20 protein-coding genes are annotated in these 14,631 nt (G+C 70.0%); 6 read left to right on the forward strand and 14 right to left on the reverse strand.

What is annotated here, in order from left to right; all coding sequences use genetic code 11:
• Positions 1-4: 4 nt before the first annotated feature.
• The 3 genes from rpsN to rpmB are packed head-to-tail and all read right to left on the reverse strand — an operon-like array spanning position 5 to position 713.
• On the reverse strand, positions 5-310 hold the full coding sequence (rpsN, locus tag MICAU_RS20215; RefSeq protein ID WP_013287203.1) for a 30S ribosomal protein S14: 306 nt from the start codon (positions 308-310) through the stop codon (positions 5-7).
• The gene (gene rpmG, locus MICAU_RS20220) at positions 310-477 is read right to left on the reverse strand and encodes a 50S ribosomal protein L33 (RefSeq protein WP_013287204.1); all 168 of its coding nucleotides are present in this window, start codon (positions 475-477) and stop codon (positions 310-312) included. Before rpmG ends, rpsN begins: the two co-directional genes overlap by 1 nt.
• Entirely contained in the window at positions 477-713 is a 237-nt protein-coding gene (gene rpmB, locus MICAU_RS20225) for a 50S ribosomal protein L28 (RefSeq protein ID WP_013287205.1), read from the reverse strand. Before rpmB ends, rpmG begins: the two co-directional genes overlap by 1 nt.
• Positions 714-1,016: 303 nt before the next feature.
• Here rpmB and MICAU_RS20230 point away from each other — a divergent pair, with 303 nt between their 5' ends.
• From MICAU_RS20230 to MICAU_RS20250, 5 genes are all read left to right on the forward strand, one after another.
• Positions 1,017-2,318 (forward strand): CobW family GTP-binding protein, encoded by a 1,302-nt coding sequence (locus tag MICAU_RS20230; protein WP_013287206.1) that lies wholly within the window; start codon positions 1,017-1,019, stop codon positions 2,316-2,318.
• Positions 2,315-2,575 (forward strand): type B 50S ribosomal protein L31, encoded by a 261-nt coding sequence (locus MICAU_RS20235; protein ID WP_013287207.1) that lies wholly within the window; start codon positions 2,315-2,317, stop codon positions 2,573-2,575. The genes MICAU_RS20230 and MICAU_RS20235 overlap by 4 nt, the downstream gene beginning before the upstream one ends.
• Positions 2,572-3,441, forward strand: coding sequence for a class I SAM-dependent methyltransferase (locus MICAU_RS20240; protein WP_013287208.1), 870 nt, complete (start codon positions 2,572-2,574; stop codon positions 3,439-3,441). Before MICAU_RS20235 ends, MICAU_RS20240 begins: the two co-directional genes overlap by 4 nt.
• Positions 3,442-3,447: 6 nt before the next feature.
• Complete coding sequence (locus tag MICAU_RS20245) at positions 3,448-3,957, forward strand: Fur family transcriptional regulator (RefSeq protein ID WP_013287209.1); 510 nt, start codon at positions 3,448-3,450, stop codon at positions 3,955-3,957.
• A gap of 158 nt (positions 3,958-4,115) precedes the next feature.
• Positions 4,116-5,000: an ATP-binding protein gene (locus MICAU_RS20250; RefSeq protein ID WP_244879635.1), complete on the forward strand. Its 885-nt coding sequence runs from the start codon at positions 4,116-4,118 to the stop codon at positions 4,998-5,000.
• Between the two features lie 64 nt (positions 5,001-5,064).
• Here MICAU_RS20250 and MICAU_RS20255 read toward each other — a convergent pair whose 3' ends face one another.
• Complete coding sequence (locus MICAU_RS20255) at positions 5,065-5,469, reverse strand: Fur family transcriptional regulator (RefSeq protein WP_013287210.1); 405 nt, start codon at positions 5,467-5,469, stop codon at positions 5,065-5,067.
• Between the two features lie 656 nt (positions 5,470-6,125).
• Here MICAU_RS20255 and MICAU_RS20265 point away from each other — a divergent pair.
• On the forward strand, positions 6,126-7,349 hold the full coding sequence (locus MICAU_RS20265; protein WP_013287212.1) for an IS110 family RNA-guided transposase: 1,224 nt from the start codon (positions 6,126-6,128) through the stop codon (positions 7,347-7,349).
• Between the two features lie 41 nt (positions 7,350-7,390).
• Here the strand turns inward: MICAU_RS20265 and MICAU_RS32740 are convergent, their stop codons facing one another.
• The 10 genes from MICAU_RS32740 to MICAU_RS20315 form a co-directional block, all read right to left on the reverse strand.
• Positions 7,391-7,726, reverse strand: coding sequence for a (2Fe-2S) ferredoxin domain-containing protein (locus tag MICAU_RS32740; protein WP_041799056.1), 336 nt, complete (start codon positions 7,724-7,726; stop codon positions 7,391-7,393).
• Positions 7,723-8,457 (reverse strand): class I SAM-dependent methyltransferase, encoded by a 735-nt coding sequence (locus tag MICAU_RS20275; RefSeq protein WP_013287213.1) that lies wholly within the window; start codon positions 8,455-8,457, stop codon positions 7,723-7,725. The genes MICAU_RS32740 and MICAU_RS20275 overlap by 4 nt, the downstream gene beginning before the upstream one ends.
• On the reverse strand, positions 8,454-9,680 hold the full coding sequence (locus MICAU_RS20280; protein WP_013287214.1) for a GTP-binding protein: 1,227 nt from the start codon (positions 9,678-9,680) through the stop codon (positions 8,454-8,456). Before MICAU_RS20280 ends, MICAU_RS20275 begins: the two co-directional genes overlap by 4 nt.
• Complete coding sequence (rpmF, locus tag MICAU_RS20285) at positions 9,677-9,856, reverse strand: 50S ribosomal protein L32 (RefSeq protein WP_013287215.1); 180 nt, start codon at positions 9,854-9,856, stop codon at positions 9,677-9,679. The genes MICAU_RS20280 and rpmF overlap by 4 nt, the downstream gene beginning before the upstream one ends.
• 423 nt (positions 9,857-10,279) lie before the next feature.
• The gene (locus tag MICAU_RS20290) at positions 10,280-10,924 is read right to left on the reverse strand and encodes an IS3 family transposase (RefSeq protein WP_083791336.1); all 645 of its coding nucleotides are present in this window, start codon (positions 10,922-10,924) and stop codon (positions 10,280-10,282) included.
• Positions 10,902-11,828, reverse strand: coding sequence for an IS3 family transposase (locus MICAU_RS20295; protein WP_013285608.1), 927 nt, complete (start codon positions 11,826-11,828; stop codon positions 10,902-10,904). The genes MICAU_RS20290 and MICAU_RS20295 overlap by 23 nt, the downstream gene beginning before the upstream one ends.
• Entirely contained in the window at positions 11,825-12,136 is a 312-nt protein-coding gene (locus MICAU_RS20300; RefSeq protein ID WP_013283497.1) for a transposase, read from the reverse strand. Before MICAU_RS20300 ends, MICAU_RS20295 begins: the two co-directional genes overlap by 4 nt.
• A 23-nt stretch (positions 12,137-12,159) precedes the next feature.
• On the reverse strand, positions 12,160-12,534 hold the full coding sequence (locus MICAU_RS32495) for an IS3 family transposase (RefSeq protein WP_049794835.1): 375 nt from the start codon (positions 12,532-12,534) through the stop codon (positions 12,160-12,162).
• Positions 12,531-12,848, reverse strand: a complete 318-nt coding sequence (locus MICAU_RS32500; protein WP_013287216.1) for a transposase — start codon at positions 12,846-12,848, stop codon at positions 12,531-12,533. Before MICAU_RS32500 ends, MICAU_RS32495 begins: the two co-directional genes overlap by 4 nt.
• Positions 12,849-13,562: 714 nt before the next feature.
• On the reverse strand, positions 13,563-14,219 hold the full coding sequence (locus MICAU_RS20315; protein WP_218917873.1) for a hypothetical protein: 657 nt from the start codon (positions 14,217-14,219) through the stop codon (positions 13,563-13,565).
• Between the last annotated feature and the right edge of the window lie 412 nt (positions 14,220-14,631).

A 14,631-nucleotide genomic window follows, 5' to 3' on the forward strand; every position in this document is an offset into this window, starting at 1 on the left:
GCCTTCACCACGAGGCCTTGCGCACTCCTGGCATCTCGCCGCGCAGGGCCAGCTCGCGAAACCGCACCCGGGACAGCCCGAACCGGGTCAGCACCCCGCGCGGGCGCCCGTCAATCTGGTCGCGTGACCGCAGTCGCACAGGGCTGGAGTCGCGCGGGAGTCGGCTGAGCCGGCGGACCGCCTCGGCGCGTGCGTCCGGGTCGGTGTCCGGATGGGCGACCAGCCGCTTCAGCGCCGCCCGCGCCTGCGCGTGCCGAGCGACCAGTTTCTCGCGGCGCGTCTGCCGGTTGACCAGGCTCTTCTTGGCCATCAGCGGGCCTCGCGGAACTCGACGTGGCGGCGTACGACCGGGTCGTACTTGCGCAGGACCAGGCGGTCGGGGTCGTTGCGGCGGTTCTTGCGGGTCACGTACGTGTAGCCGGTGCCGGCGGTGCTGCGCAGCCGCACGATCGGGCGGACGTCGGTCTGGCGGGCCATCAGAGCGTCACTCCCCGGGCGCGCATCTCGGCGACGACCTTCTCGATGCCCTTGCGGTCCACGGTCTTCAGCGCCTTGGCCGTCAGGTTCAGTCGCACCCAGCGGCGCTCCGAGGGCAGCCAGAAGCGGTGGTTCTGCAGGTTGGGGTTCCAGCGGCGGCGGGTGCGCCGGTGGGAGTGGGACACGGCGTTGCCGAAGCTCGGCTTCGCGCCGGTGACGTCACAACGTCGGGACACAGTGATGACTCCTCACTCAACTCGGTAACGGTAACGAAAACGGTTTTCAGTCTTACATCAGCTGTTCGGCCAGTTCCACGCCGGGGTCGTCGGCGATCTCGGCCGAGCGGTCGGCGCCCAGGCGGTAGCCCCAGCCCCGCAGCGTCGTCGCCACCGGTATATCGACACCGTGCCGACCGTGACGGTGGGAACGTCGTCGGCTCGTGGCGCCCTCGTCCGCGCACACCGGCACATCCCTGTCCCCGTCGCCACCTCGCATATGCTTAAATGACAATCATTTTCAACTGAGTCGAGGGGAAGCCGATGTCGTCCTCACCACAGGCACCGACCCGCGCCGTGACCGCCGACGCCGATACCCGCCCGTCGTTGACCGTGCTGTCCGGGTTCTGGCCGGCGGCGACCTTCGCCGTCGCGCGCACGCTGCTCGCCGCCGATGCGTCGCTGCTGCTGGTGCGGCACGACCTCGCCGGCATCCGCGACGGCGTCGTCCGCCGGGTGATCCGCTCCGGCACCGGCGTCATCGAGGACGAGCAGGTCGCGCTGCGGCACGGCTGCGCCTCCTGCACCCTGCGTGAGGACGTGCTGCCCACCCTCGCCCGGCTCACCCGCAGCCACCCCGGCCGGGACCTGGTGCTGATGCTGCCCGAGGTGGTGGAACCCGAGGCGGTCGCCGCCGCCTGCGCCCACTGCCTCGTCGACGGCGCACCCATCACCGACCTCATCCGGGTCGACTCCTACGTCACCGTCCTCGACGCCGAACACCTGCTCGACGGCCTGGCCACCACCGACGACCTGAGCACGCTCGGCATCCAGGCCGCCGACGACGACCACCGCGCGCTCGCCGACGTCGTCGTCCGGCAGATTGAGTACGCCGACACCCTGGTGCTCTGGGGACAGTCCCGCGGCGGAGAGTTCGACACCGGGCGGTTGGCCGTCCTGCTCCAGCGGATCGCCCCCTGGGCGACCCACCTGCGGGTCGACGGCGACCTCATCGATGCCGTCGCGCTGACCCGTCAGCTACGTCACACCCACCGGCACCGGCCGGAAACTCCGGGGGTGCTCGCCCGCGGCCTGCAGGGCTACACCCTCGGCGCGCACGAGCCGGAGCCCGACTGCGGTGTCGTCTCCGCCGCCTTCCGCGCCCGGCGCCCGTTCCACCCGCAGCGCCTGCACGACGTGCTGGAAGAGGTCAACGCCGAGGTGATCCGTTCGAGAGGTCACCTCTGGCTGGCCAGCCAACCCGACACCGTCATCGCCTGGGAGTTCGCCGGTGGCGGCCTGTCCATGGGATCCCTCGGGCACTGGCTGGTCAGCCTGCCCGAGGACCGCTGGGAGCACGTCGAGGACCAGCGCCGACTCGCCGCCGCCCTGGACTGGGACCCCTACTACGGCGACCGCCACCAGCATTTGGTCTTCATCGGCCTCGACGTCGACCCTGTCGAGCTGCACCGCACCCTCGCCGGCTGCCTGCTCACCGACGCCGAACTCGCCGACGGCGAGGACACCTGGCGCACCTACACCGACCCGTTCGCCGGCTGCTTCCCCCTCGTCGTGGAAGAACCGGCCGACACCGACACCAACACCGAAGGAGTACGACCCGTATGAAGCCCGGCATCCACCCCGAGTACCGGCCCGTCGTCTACCGCGACAAGGGCGCCGACTTCGCCTTCCTCACCCGCTCGACGGCCACCAGCGACCAGAGCATCGAGTGGACCGACGGCAACACCTACCCCGTCATCGACGTCCAGATCTCCTCGGCCAGCCACCCCTTCTGGACCGGCAAGCAGCGCCTGCTCGACACCGCCGGCCGGGTCGAGAAGTTCCGCGCCAAGTACGCCCGCCGCGGACCACAGGGCGGATGAGCACCGACCCGCCGGTCGACTGGACCGGACTGGCGCCGCAGCTGGTCGACGCCGCCCAGCAGGACCGGGCCTGGTACCTGACGATCGCCCGCGAGCTGGTCGCCCCCGGCGACCGGCTCGCGGTCGACATCGGCTGCGGCGCCGCCGGAATGGCCCTGGCCATCGCCCGGATGATGACCTGCGGCCGGGTCGTCGCGGTCGACGCGCATCCGGCAGTGCTCGACGCCGCACGTAGTCACATCCGCGCCGAGTGGGCGGATCCACGCGTCCGCGTCGAGCCGCTGCGCGCCGACATCCCCGCCCAGACGGACGCCCTACGCGAGACGCTCGGCGCTCCCGCCGACCTGGTCTGGGCATCGGCCTCGGTCCACCACGTCGGCGACCAACAGGCCGCGATCACCGCCCTCGCCGGACTGCTCGCCCCCGGCGGACGCCTCGCGCTCGCCGAGGGCGGACTACCGGAGCGCCACCTGCCCTGGGACGTCGGCCTGGGCGAACCCGGCCTGGAAGGCCGGCTGCACGCAGCCCAGGACCGCTGGTTCGCCCGGATGCGGGCAGGACTTCCCGGCAGCCGGCGGATGCCGTACGGGTGGACCGAAGCCCTCCAGCGGGCTGGTCTGTCGCCGGTCACGACCCGCACCACCCTCGACGAGCAGCCACCACCGCTGCCCGACAGCACCCGACGGACCGTCCTGGAAGCCCTCGCCGAACGGGTCGGCAGGCTGCGGCCCACCGGACTGCTCACCGCCGCCGACCTCGGCGCCTGGGACCGCCTCCTCGACCCGGCCGACGAGGAGTGGCTGGGCCACCGCGGCGACCTGTTCCGGCTGTCGGCCCGCAGCGTGCACCTCGGCGTCCGCCCCTGAGCCGCCATGACCACCTTCCTCGTGGCGGACGCGCAGCTGCGGGTCGTGGGTCTGGCGCCCACCGCGCAGCGCCGCGCCGTCCTGGCGCTGCTGGCCGGACGTTCCCGCCCGCTCACCGCCCAGCAGGTGCACGCCGAACTCACCAGTACCGTGCGGCACATCGGCCTGACCACCGTCTACCGCGCGCTGCACAGCCTCGCCGATGCTGGACTGCTGCACACCTTCGACCTCGACGGCCAACGCGCCTACCGCCACTGCGGAACGGCACCGCACCAGCACCTGATTTGCACCGGGTGCGAGACGGTGACCGAGTGCCCACCCGAGGTCGTGACGAGCTGGCTCACCGAACTGCACCAGCACACCGGTTTCACCCCGCACCCGGACCGACTCGACCTCAGAGGAATCTGCGCGACCTGCGCCAAACGTGACCATGGGTGCCGTGGCGCAGCCCGAGCAACGTCCCGACCGCGACACGCCGCCGAGCCACGATGGCCACAGGCCAGTCTCGGCACGTAGCACAGCCTTGGCCGCTACAGTGTCGTCAGTGGAAATGGTTTCCACTTACATCATCGTGGAGCAGGCTGAATGAAGATCGCGTTCGTCGGCAAGGGCGGCAGCGGCAAGACCACGCTGGCGGCCTCTTCGCTCGCCACCTCGCCGCCGGGAACCGGCCGGTGCTGGCCATCGACGCCGACATCAACCAGCATCTCGCGGTGGCGCTCGGCGCCGGCGAGGAGGTCGCGGCGCAGCTGCCAGCACTCGGTGACGCCCTGCCGCAGATCAAGGAGTACCTGCGCGGCGACAACCCGCGCATCGCCTCGGCGGCGGAGATGGTCAAGACCACGCCACCCGGTGCCGGTTCCCGGCTGCTGCGCGTCGTAGAGAGCAACCCGGTGTACGACCGGTGCGTCCGCGAGGTGGGCGGGGTGCGGCTGGCGGTCACCGGCGCGTTCCGGGAGGAGGACCTGGGGGTGGCCTGCTACCACTCCAAGCTCGGCGCGGTGGAACTGCTGCTCAACCACATGGCCGACGGCCCGGCCGAGTACGTGGTGGTGGACATGACCGCCGGCGCCGACTCCTTCGCCTCCGGCCTGTTCACCCGCTTCGACCGCACCGTCCTGGTCTGCGAGCCCACCGTGCGCAGCGTCGGCGTCTACCGCCAGTACGCCGGCTACGCCCGCGACTACGGCGTCGCCCTGTCGGTGGTCGGCAACAAGGTCGAGGACGCCGCCGACGTGGACTTCCTCCGCGAGCACGTCGGTGCGGACCTGCTCACCTGGGTCAGCCGGTCGGCGTACGTGCGCCGCGCCGAACGCGGGATCATCGGCGCCCTGGACGACCTGGAGCCCGCCAACCGTGCGGTACTGGCGCAACTGGCCGACGCCGTCGACGCCACCGACCAGGACTGGGAGGCGTTCACCCGCCACGCCCACGAGTTCCACCGCCGCAACGCCCACGCCTGGGCCAACGAGCGGGCCGGCACGGATCTCACCGCTCAGATCGACCCCGACTTCGTGATGGGGCCTGCGGCACGGCTTCCGGTACGGGCTCTCGGCTGAGCCGGCAGCGCGGTCGCGGATCGGGTCGGGGCAGTACCTACCGGCTTTCCCCGGCCGGCGTCGATCAGCGGGCGCACTCCGCGCAGACGCCGAAGATTTCCAAGGTGTGGCCGACGTCGGTGAAGCCGTGCTGGGCGGCCACCTGGTCGGCCCACCGCTCCACGGCGGGTCCGGCGACCTCCACCGTGCGTCCGCAGTCGCGGCAGACCAGATGGTGGTGATGTTTGCTCTGGCTGCACCGGCGGTACAGCTGCTCGCCGCCGGGCAGCCGGGTGGAGTCGATCTCGCCGGCGTCGACCAGTAGCTGCAACGTCCGGTACACGGTGGTGAGGCCGACCCGCGCCTTCCGGGACAGCAGCATCTGATGCAGGTGCTGCGCCGAATGAAACCCCTCCACCTCGCGCAGCAGCGCCAGCACCTCGCCACGCTGGCGGGTGTTACGTGTCGCATTCGGTATCACCTGGGTCACCGTGGTCGCATCCTTTTGTGTTGCCCGTCGCCTGACGTCTCACCATTCGTGTGCCGTACGGCTGTGCGTCGTGCGAGCACTTCCGCGCCCCCAGGCCTGCTCGGGAGCAGGCGGCACGCCGGACCGGGCCAAAGCCATCCACGGCCTGCGACTGGTGAGATCCCTCGGCAATTATGCCCGGTGTGCGGTACCGGACGGCAGCGCCGCTACTGCCACCCGGATCAGAGTGGTCGCGGTCGAGCTGGCGGACGGGACAACCGGGCTGCTCAGCGCCGCCGGCCATCGGCCGGGCCGGTGCAAGTAGCGTCCTCAGCGATACGCGCCACCATGGCCGCAGCGAGGTCGGCCCCGGTGACGCGGCCGTTCGGCCCGGTGGCGATCGGTGGCGCGTTCAAGGAGATCCAGAGTTCGCCGTCGCACCCGCCGGCGCTGGTCCCCCCCGTTACCTTTTTGATCGTCCCCAGCCGGGGAATCCTCGGTCGCCCGGCCCGGTATGACTTCCTGCCCCTGTCGTTCGGATGATCCGGGGGGTGTTGTCGCCGGGTCGGGTGGCGTCGGCGGACCGCTGATAGGGACACGGCCACCCGTATTGGGGTAGGTCTCTTCGTAACGTGGCTGCCGGCAGTCCGACGCCCTGACTGCGGCCGAGGGCCACGATGCGATGCGTGGAGGCGGGTCTGGTGCACGACGGATATGGCGTCTTCCTGGGCTTGGACGTCGGTAAGGGTGATCACCACGCGGTCGGGCTGGCTCCGGACGGCAAGCGGCTGCACGACGCGGCGTTGCCGAACACCGAGGCTCGGCTGCGGCAGCTGTTCGACAAACTCGCCCGCCATGGCCGTGTCCTGGTGGTGGTCGACCAGCCGGCCTCGATCGGCGCCCTGCCGGTCGCGGTGGCTCGGGCGGCCGGGCATCAGGTGGCCTACCTGCCTGGCCTGGCGATGCGGCGGATCGCCGATCTGCACCCCGGCAGCGCGAAGACCGACGCCCGCGACGCCTACGTCATCGCTGATGCGGCCCGCACCCTGCCGCACACGCTGCGCCGGGTCGACACCGGCGACGAAACTCTGGCCGAACTGGAGATCCTGGTCGGCTTCGACGACGACCTCGCCGGCGAAGCCACCCGCGTGTCCAACCGCATCCGAGGACTGCTCACCCAGATCCACCCCGCCCTGGAACGAGTCCTCGGCCCCAAGGTCCACCACAAGGCGGTCCTGGAACTGCTGTCCCGCTGCGGCGGCCCGGTCGGCCTGCGCAAGGCCGGCCGCCGCAAACTGCTCTCGATCGCCGCCGTCCACGCACCTCGCATGGGTGACCGGCTCGTCGAGCAGATCATGGCCGCTCTCGACGAGCAGACCGTCACCGTCCCCGGCACCCAGGCCGCGGAGACGATCCTGCCCCGCCTGGCCGACAGCCTCCGCGACATCCTGCGGCAACGCGACCAGGCCGCCGCCCAGGTCGAAAGGATGCTTGATGCGCACCCTCTTGCCCCGGTCCTGACCTCGATGCCCGGCATCGGCGTCAGGACCGCAGCCCGGATCCTGCTCGAAGTCGGCGACGGCACCGCCTTCGCCACCCCAGGCCACCTCGCCGCCTACGCCGGCCTCGCCCCCGTCACCCGACGATCCGGCAGCAGCATCCGTGGCGAACACCCACCCCGCGGCGGCAACAAGAACCTCAAACGCGCGTTCTTCCTCGCCGCGTTCGCAGCCCTGGCCGACCCCGTGAGCAGGGCCTACTACGACCGCAAACGCGCCGAAGGCAAACGCCACAACGCCGCCCTCATCTGCCTCGCCCGCCGTCGCTGCGACGTCCTATACGCCATGCTCCGCGACAAGATCCCCTACCAACCCCGCCCCACGACGCCGATCGCCGCTTGACGAACCCATAGGGACACCCCCCCGGGAACCCGCTGGTGGAGTCAGGGGTGCGGTCTGTCCGGGTGCCGAATGAGTTCGACAACCTCATCCATGTGCTGCGGATCCTCGATCGGGCCGAACAGTATTCCGCGTCGCCCCGCCGGTTCCGTTCCGCTGAGGAGCAGGACAGCGGGTGCGCGATGACAGGCGCCGAGGCACTCCGCCCGGATGAGGACGCCGCCCTGGCTGGAGCGCACCGCCTGCCGGAGGACGTCGGCGAGGTCCTCCGACTCGCCGTCAGCTTCTCCAGGGCGGCCACGGTGACGCAGGGCGCGGCACCGGTGGCCGTCGCAGTAGACGACGGTGACATCGGCATCGCGGAACGTGGGGATGCTCATTGGTCGTCGGGAGGCTCGAGGAACGCCATCAGGGCGTGGCCCGCCCGCCGGCGGACCACCGTGGCGTCGGTGAACCCGGCTGCCAAGGCCGTCTCGCGGTGCCAGTCGGGCGGCGCGACGAACTCCGCGCAGCCCAGATCACTCAGCGCGGCCGTTCGCTCGTGCAGCAGCGATGCCATCGCCGGATCCCGGGCCAGCATCGTCCACCAGGCGGTCCACGGGTCGCTGCCGCTGCGGTGCGCCCGCGCCGCGGTGGGGGCGTCAGGCATGGCGTCGCTGACGAGGAGCAGCGCGTTCGGGCTCAGCAGCCGGCGGGCCTCGGCGTACCAGTCGCGCACCCGGTCCTCGGGCAGGTAGTGCAGGGCCATCAGGGCCAGCACCAGGTCGTACGGGCCGCCGGCCGACGCAAGCCACCCTGCCGAGGAGATGTCGGCCCGCACGGCGCGTACCTGCGGCAGTGCGACGTCGGCCAGGGCCAGCAGGGCCGGGTCGACGTCGAGCACAGTGACATGCGCATCGGGCCACCGCCGCAGCACCGCCTCGGCCGTGGTACCCGGGCCGCCCCCGACGTCGAGCATCCGTTCGGGTTGACGACCGCGGATCTGCTCGGCGGCGGCAAGGCCGGCAGCGAGGAGATCGTCGCGGTCGGGGTGGTAGTGGCGCATCATGGTGTCCCAGTCGCGCCGCCACCGCGCGACGTCTTCCGGGTTGAGGGTGCTCGGCCTCGTCACGCCGGGACCGCTTCGGCATGGTCGTGGACGTCCCCAAGATCCCACTCCGGAAACGGGTCGGGCAGCGCCCGCCAGGCAGTCTCCCCGGCGGCGACCTCCGCGTCGGTGAGCAGGCACCCGTGCAGGGCGTCCCGCAGGCCGGCGCTATCCAGGCCGACGCCGATGAGCACAAGTTCCTGCTGCCGGTCCCCGAAGGTCGGATGCCAACGGGACTCCAGTTCGGCTCGCTCGTCCGGGTCCTGCGGCCACTGCCCGGATACCGCGACGGGCACGCCGACCGGGTCGCACCGCCCGGACGGGCCGGCCTGCGACCACAGTGCCTGCACGTCCGGACGGCTGGCCAGCCACAGGAACCCCTTCGAGCGCACCACGCCATAGCCGTCCAGGCCGCCGGTGAGCAGGTCCCACAGCCGCTGCGGGTGAAACGGCCGGTGGTCGCGGAAGACGATGCTGGAGATGCCGTACTCCTCGGTCTCCGGCACATGCCCGCCGTTGAGCTCCGCCACCCAGCCGGGCGCGGTCTCCGCCCGCTCCAGGTCGAAGCGTGCGGTGTGCAGGATCTCGGCCGGCGCAACCCGGCCGTGGACGGCACGGCCCTGCCGGGCGGCCGGGTTCAGGCGGGTCAGCAGCGCCTCGACCACGGCCAGGTTCTGCGAGCTGATCAGGTCGGTTTTGTTGACCACCAGCACGTCGGCGAACTCGATCTGGTCCACCAGCAGATCCGCGATACCGCGGTCGTCACCCTCGTAGGCCGCCAGGCCGCGCGCCTCAAGGCTCTCCCCCGCCTCGATCATGGCGAGCAGACCGGCCGCGTCGACGACGGTGACGGTGGTGTCCAGCCGGGCCAGGTCATCGAGGACCTGCCCGTCCTCCACGCCGAAGGCGAACGTCGCCGCGACCGGCATCGGCTCGGAGATGCCGCTGGACTCGATCAGCAGGTAGTCGAAGCGGCCCTGCCGGACCAGCCGGGCCACCTCGTCGAGCAGATCATCGCGCAGGGTGCAGCAGATGCAGCCGTTGGTCAGCTCGACCAGCCGCTCCTCGGTCCGCGACAACGCGCCGCCGTCGCGCACCAGCGCGGCGTCGATGTTGACCTCGCTCATGTCGTTGACGATCACCGCCACCCGCAGCCCGTCCCGGTTGGCCAGCACATGGTTGAGCACGCTGGTCTTACCGGCACCGAGGAACCCAGACAGCACGGTCACCGGCAGCCGGACGGTCACGGCTGGTCCACCACCTGACGACCCTTGTACAGGCCGCAGTGGGTGCAGGCCCGGTGCGGCACCACCATCTCCTTGCGCGGGCAGGGGCACGGGGTCAGCGGCGGAACGCTCGCCTTCCACTGCGCCCGCCGGTGCCGGGTGTTCGACCGCGACATCTTCCGCTTCGGTACGGCCATCACGCTCTCCTTCTCAAGGGGTCACGCCACAGCTTAACGATATTGATTTTCGTTTCGCTGTTCGGCCTGCGCCTGAGCGAAGGTGCCGCGCAACGGTGTCGATCACGCCCGGCCACCGCACGCCGCGTCCTCGACGCCGCCGCACCGGGCGACGAAATCCGACGCGAGGTCCGGTGCAGCCGACCAACGCCGCGGGATGATGCCGCTACCGCGAGAACACTGCCAACTGGGAGACGTCCACTGCAGCGGGGCGGGGAGGGAAGCCGCGGGCTTCGGAGAGTTGCAAGGTGCGAGCGTCGAAGCGCCGGCGCCTCGAACGCCGACAAGCTCCTTGGTCACGGATCACGGGTTACGGGCAAGCTTGGAAAGGCTGGCGGGAGGTTCCCAGGCATCTGTCAAGCCCCGGGTTTGATGGAGAGTTGGTTAGCTGGTTTTCAGGGGTGCGGTGACCGGGTGGGTGATCGCGTGTAGGGCCTCGTGCTCGGCCGGCGGGATGTGCCCGAGCTCGCCGTGTAGGCGGCGGTTGTTGTACCAGTCGATGTACTCGACGGTGGCCATCTCCAGGTCGTCGAGTCCACGCCACGGGCCTCGGTTGCGCACGAGTTCAGCCTTGTAGAGCGAGTTGAACGCTTCGGCCATCGCGTTGTCGTAGGAGTCGCCCTTGGACCCGACGGAGGCGACGGCGCCGGCCTCGGCGAGGCGCTGGGTGTAGCGAATCGCTCGGTATTGGACTCCCCTGTCCGAGTGATGCACGAGTCCGTCCAGGTCAGCGCCCTGGTTCTGACGACGCCAGATCGCCATCTTCAACGCGTCGAGCGCCAGATCCGTGTAGAGCGACGTGGACACCTGCCAGCCGACGATCATGCGGGAGTACACGTCGAGGACGAACGCGGCGTATACCCAGCCCACACTGGTACGCACGTAGGTCAGGTCAGCGACCCACAGCTGGTTCGGATGTTCCGCGGTGAAGTCCCGTTTGACCAGGTCAGCGGGTCGGCTGGTCTCGGCTGCGGGCTGAGTTCCCCCCGCTTTGATGGAGCGGTGGTTACCTGCTGCCGGCTGGCGCAGGGGTGGCGATAGGTGGCTCGGCTGGTTGCGTCTGGCGGGTGTGCCAGGCGGTCTCGTACTCGTTCGGGCTGAGGTAGTCCAGTTCCTTCTGGATGCGGCGGGTGTTGTACCAGCCGTCGATGTAGGCGAAGATCGCGTTCTCGGCCTCGTCGCGGGTCCGCCAGCTCGTGCGGTAGACGAGTTCGATCTTCAACGTCGACCAGAAGTTCTCCATCAGCGCGTTGTCGTAGGAGTCGCCGACGGATCCCATCGAGGGCAGGATCCCGTTGTCCTGTAAGCGTTCCGCGAAGCGAAACGACGTGTAGTTCGACCCGCGATCTGAGTGGTGGATCAACTGGCCGTCGCGGACGTCGCGCGACCAGATGCCGTATTCGAGGGCGGCGAGGATCAGGTCGGTGTCGCAGCGGTCGGAGGTCTTCCACCCAACGATCCGGCGGGAGAACGCATCGCGGACCGCAGCCAACCAGAACACGCCCTCACCGCAGGGGATGCGGGTGGCGTCGGCGACCCAGAGCCGGTTCGGCCCGTCGGCGGTGAACTGCCGGTTGACCAGATCCGGCGCCGGCGTGTGCCGGGGATCCTGCTTCGTGGAGCCGCCGCGCCAGCCTCGACGCAGGAACGCGCCCTGCCAGCCCTGCTGCGCCATCAACCGCTCGACCCGCTTACGGCCCACGCGGATGCCGTCACGGCGTAGCTGCCGGTGGACCCGGTCAGCGCCGTAGGTGCGCCCCGATGTCTCCCAGATCTCGTGGATGTTGGAGACCAGACCCAGGTCGACCACGTCGCGGTCGCAGGGCTGCTCGACCTGCTTCACCCACGCGTAGTAGGTCGAGGCGCCGATGTTGAGGACCCGTAGCAGGAGCGCGACCGCGAACTGGTCACGGTGTTCGTGGATGAACCTCATGACCGTCGCCGGGTCGGGTCGAGCTCCGCCGCGAAATACGCGCTCGCGGCCTTCAGGATCTCGTTCGCCCGCCGCAACTCGGCGACCTCCCTGCGCAGCCGGCGGTTCTCCTCCGCCATCTCGCTGGTCGGCCGGTCGTGACGCTCGTCGGCGTCGGCCTCGGCTTGGCGGATCCAGTTCCGCAACGCCTCGTGATGCACACCAAGCTGCTCGGCCAGGCGCCGGATCACCGGCTTCGGATCCGACTCGCGGTACAAACGCACAGCGCGCTGACGTAGCTCATCGGGGTACTTCTTCGGTGCTGCCACGGACAACTTCCTCCCCACGGCCATCAGACCATGATCAAGAAGCTCCATGAAAGCGGGGGTAGCTCAGGCCGGGTCGTGCGCGGCGACTTGTCACGCAGCAGCCCGCGCAGCCCGGACTCGCGCATCAGCCGCTCGACGGTGCACCGGGCCACCGGCACGCCTTGGCGGTGCAGCTCGTGCCAGAGCTTGCGGGCGCCGTAGACGCCGTAGTTCTCCGCGTGGATCCGCTCGATCATCGCGGTCAGCTCCTCGTCGCGCCGTGACCGGGCCGAGACCGGGCGGGTCTTGGCGGCGTAGTAGGTCGACGGTGCGATCGCCGCGGGCGTGTCTTGCAGCGCCTGCAGGACCGGCTGGACACCGTGTTCGGCCTTCTGGGAGTCGACGAAGTCGACCTTCATCGCGACGGGCGGTCCAGCTCCGCCGCGAAGAAACTCGCCGCGGACTTCAGGATCTGGTTGGCCCGCCGCAGCTCACGATTCTCCCGTTCCAACGCGGCGAGGCGTTCCGCGTCGCTGCTGCTCGTGCCCGCACGCTCCCCGACGTCGGTCTCGGCCTTCTTCACCCAGGTGCGCAGCGCCTCCGGGTGGATACCGAGCTGGCCGGCAATCCGGCGGATCGCGCCCACCGCGCTGGCCGGGTCCCGGCGGGCCTCGACCGCCAACCGGGTCGCACGCTCACGCAGCTCATCGTTGTACTTCTTCGGTGCGGGCATCGCTGGTGTTCCTCCCAGGTTTCGATGTCTCCATCAAACCCGGTGCGGGACAACGTCCGAGGCGGGGACGACACAGTCTGGCTGGCCGTGGAGCGTCTGCGACACGGCTCCCGTTCGGGCCGTGGCCCCTACGTCTCCAGAGCCGCCCCGGTCTGCGCGCAAGTCCTCCCTACCGGTGGCCGCTTCAGCTACCGGCTTCCTGGCTTGGTGTGAAACCAGAGGATTACGGTCGCGGCGAAGAACAGCAACACAAAAAACGCGCAGGGGCACAGCAGGAGCCACGCCAATCCTTGCATGCTGCACAGCCTAGGCTCGCCGGGAAACACGCCGAACTCGGCAACCTGCGAACGGCAGTAAGCCTTCTTGGATCGGTACTGGCAGCATCCGCACCTGCCGCTGTTAGCCTCCGTCTTTCGTTAGTTGTTGATCAAAGCGGTGGCCCAGGGCAGCTGCTCTGTCCGGTGGACCGTCAGGACGCGCGGGCATGCTGATTGGCCGGCGTTGCCCGACGTGGCGCAGGACGGCCCGGTCACCGACGCGGTAAGCGGCGTCCTCCAGTGCGGTGCTCGTCGTGGTTGGGGCGGGTGCAGGTGACTAGCTGAGGTAGCGCGGACAGGCGGGCGAACGCGGTGCCAGGTCGGTTGGTCCAACGTCAGCCGGACGTATCCGCGGATTCCGAGAGATCGTGCAGCCACCCAATGACGCGCTCGGCGGTTACGCCTCGAAGGTCGGCTCCGTTCCACCGGGCCCCGGGGACGTCCGTGCGAACGCGGGGTCCTCGAAGCCCAGGTCGCGCATCTTCTCGGCGGAGAAGACCACCATGATTTCGTCGCCGGGGATGAAGACGCCCTGAGGGTCGGGCAGCTGCGGGATGGCAGCGACGAACCAGATCGAACCTGCGGCGAAGTCCAGGCGCAACGCGACGGGCACGTCGACCGAATGCGCCGCCGCGGCGATGCTGCCGTTCGCCCGCCGGCTCGGCCCGATCTGGAGCTGCTCCCAGTGGCAGGCCGTGCTGTGCACCCTTGATCCGAGAAGTGGAGCCCAGCGGCTCTGGCCCTCGACCTCCGGGCCGACGCGGGCCGGACCGGATTCGCCGAGGACGAGGTGATGTCCGATCGGCTCGTGGAAGACCTCGACGCCATAGGGGTAGAACGTGTCGGTCCAGGTCACGGTCACGGCGCCGAGGTCGGTGCCGAGTTGCACGCCCATGACGGCGTGATGCCAGTCGCCATAGTCCCATGGCGCGCGTTCCGGGCCGAAGTTGTGCACGTCCCAGTAGTCGACCGACGTTAGGCGCCGCCCCCGCAGGTCGCGCAACGCGCCCTCGAAACGGCCGCGCAGACCATCGACCCCGCGCACCTTTCCCACCGACCGATCATCGCTGGTCATACCTGTGACCGCATCGTCTTTAGTTCGATCCTGTATCGCTACGCCGGCCGCTCATGCTGCGAGGCGCTCGTCACCCAAGTGCCGTCGGCGCCGTTCGACGGCGTCCGGATGCGCCGATGAGTGGATATCCGGTGACCCTGCCGCGGCAGTGATCACACCTGTGGGCAGGATGCTCATACTGGGGCTTATGGCCCCGGATGTTTCGTCGGTTGACGCTGTGCTGCGCTTCGCCGCTGCCCTGCACGGGATACGTGGTCGGCTGCTCGCCGGCTTGTCTCCCGTCGCAGACATCGCGAATCTTCTGGCAGCGGTCCGGTCGCGCCGGGAGTTGCCCCGGGAGGGCCTCACCCGTAGCGGCATCGAGTACACCGCGGTTCGCGGGCCTTCTGGT

Origin of the sequence: Micromonospora aurantiaca ATCC 27029 (assembly GCF_000145235.1) — a bacterium.
GTDB classification, from domain to species: Bacteria; Actinomycetota; Actinomycetes; order Mycobacteriales; family Micromonosporaceae; genus Micromonospora; species Micromonospora aurantiaca.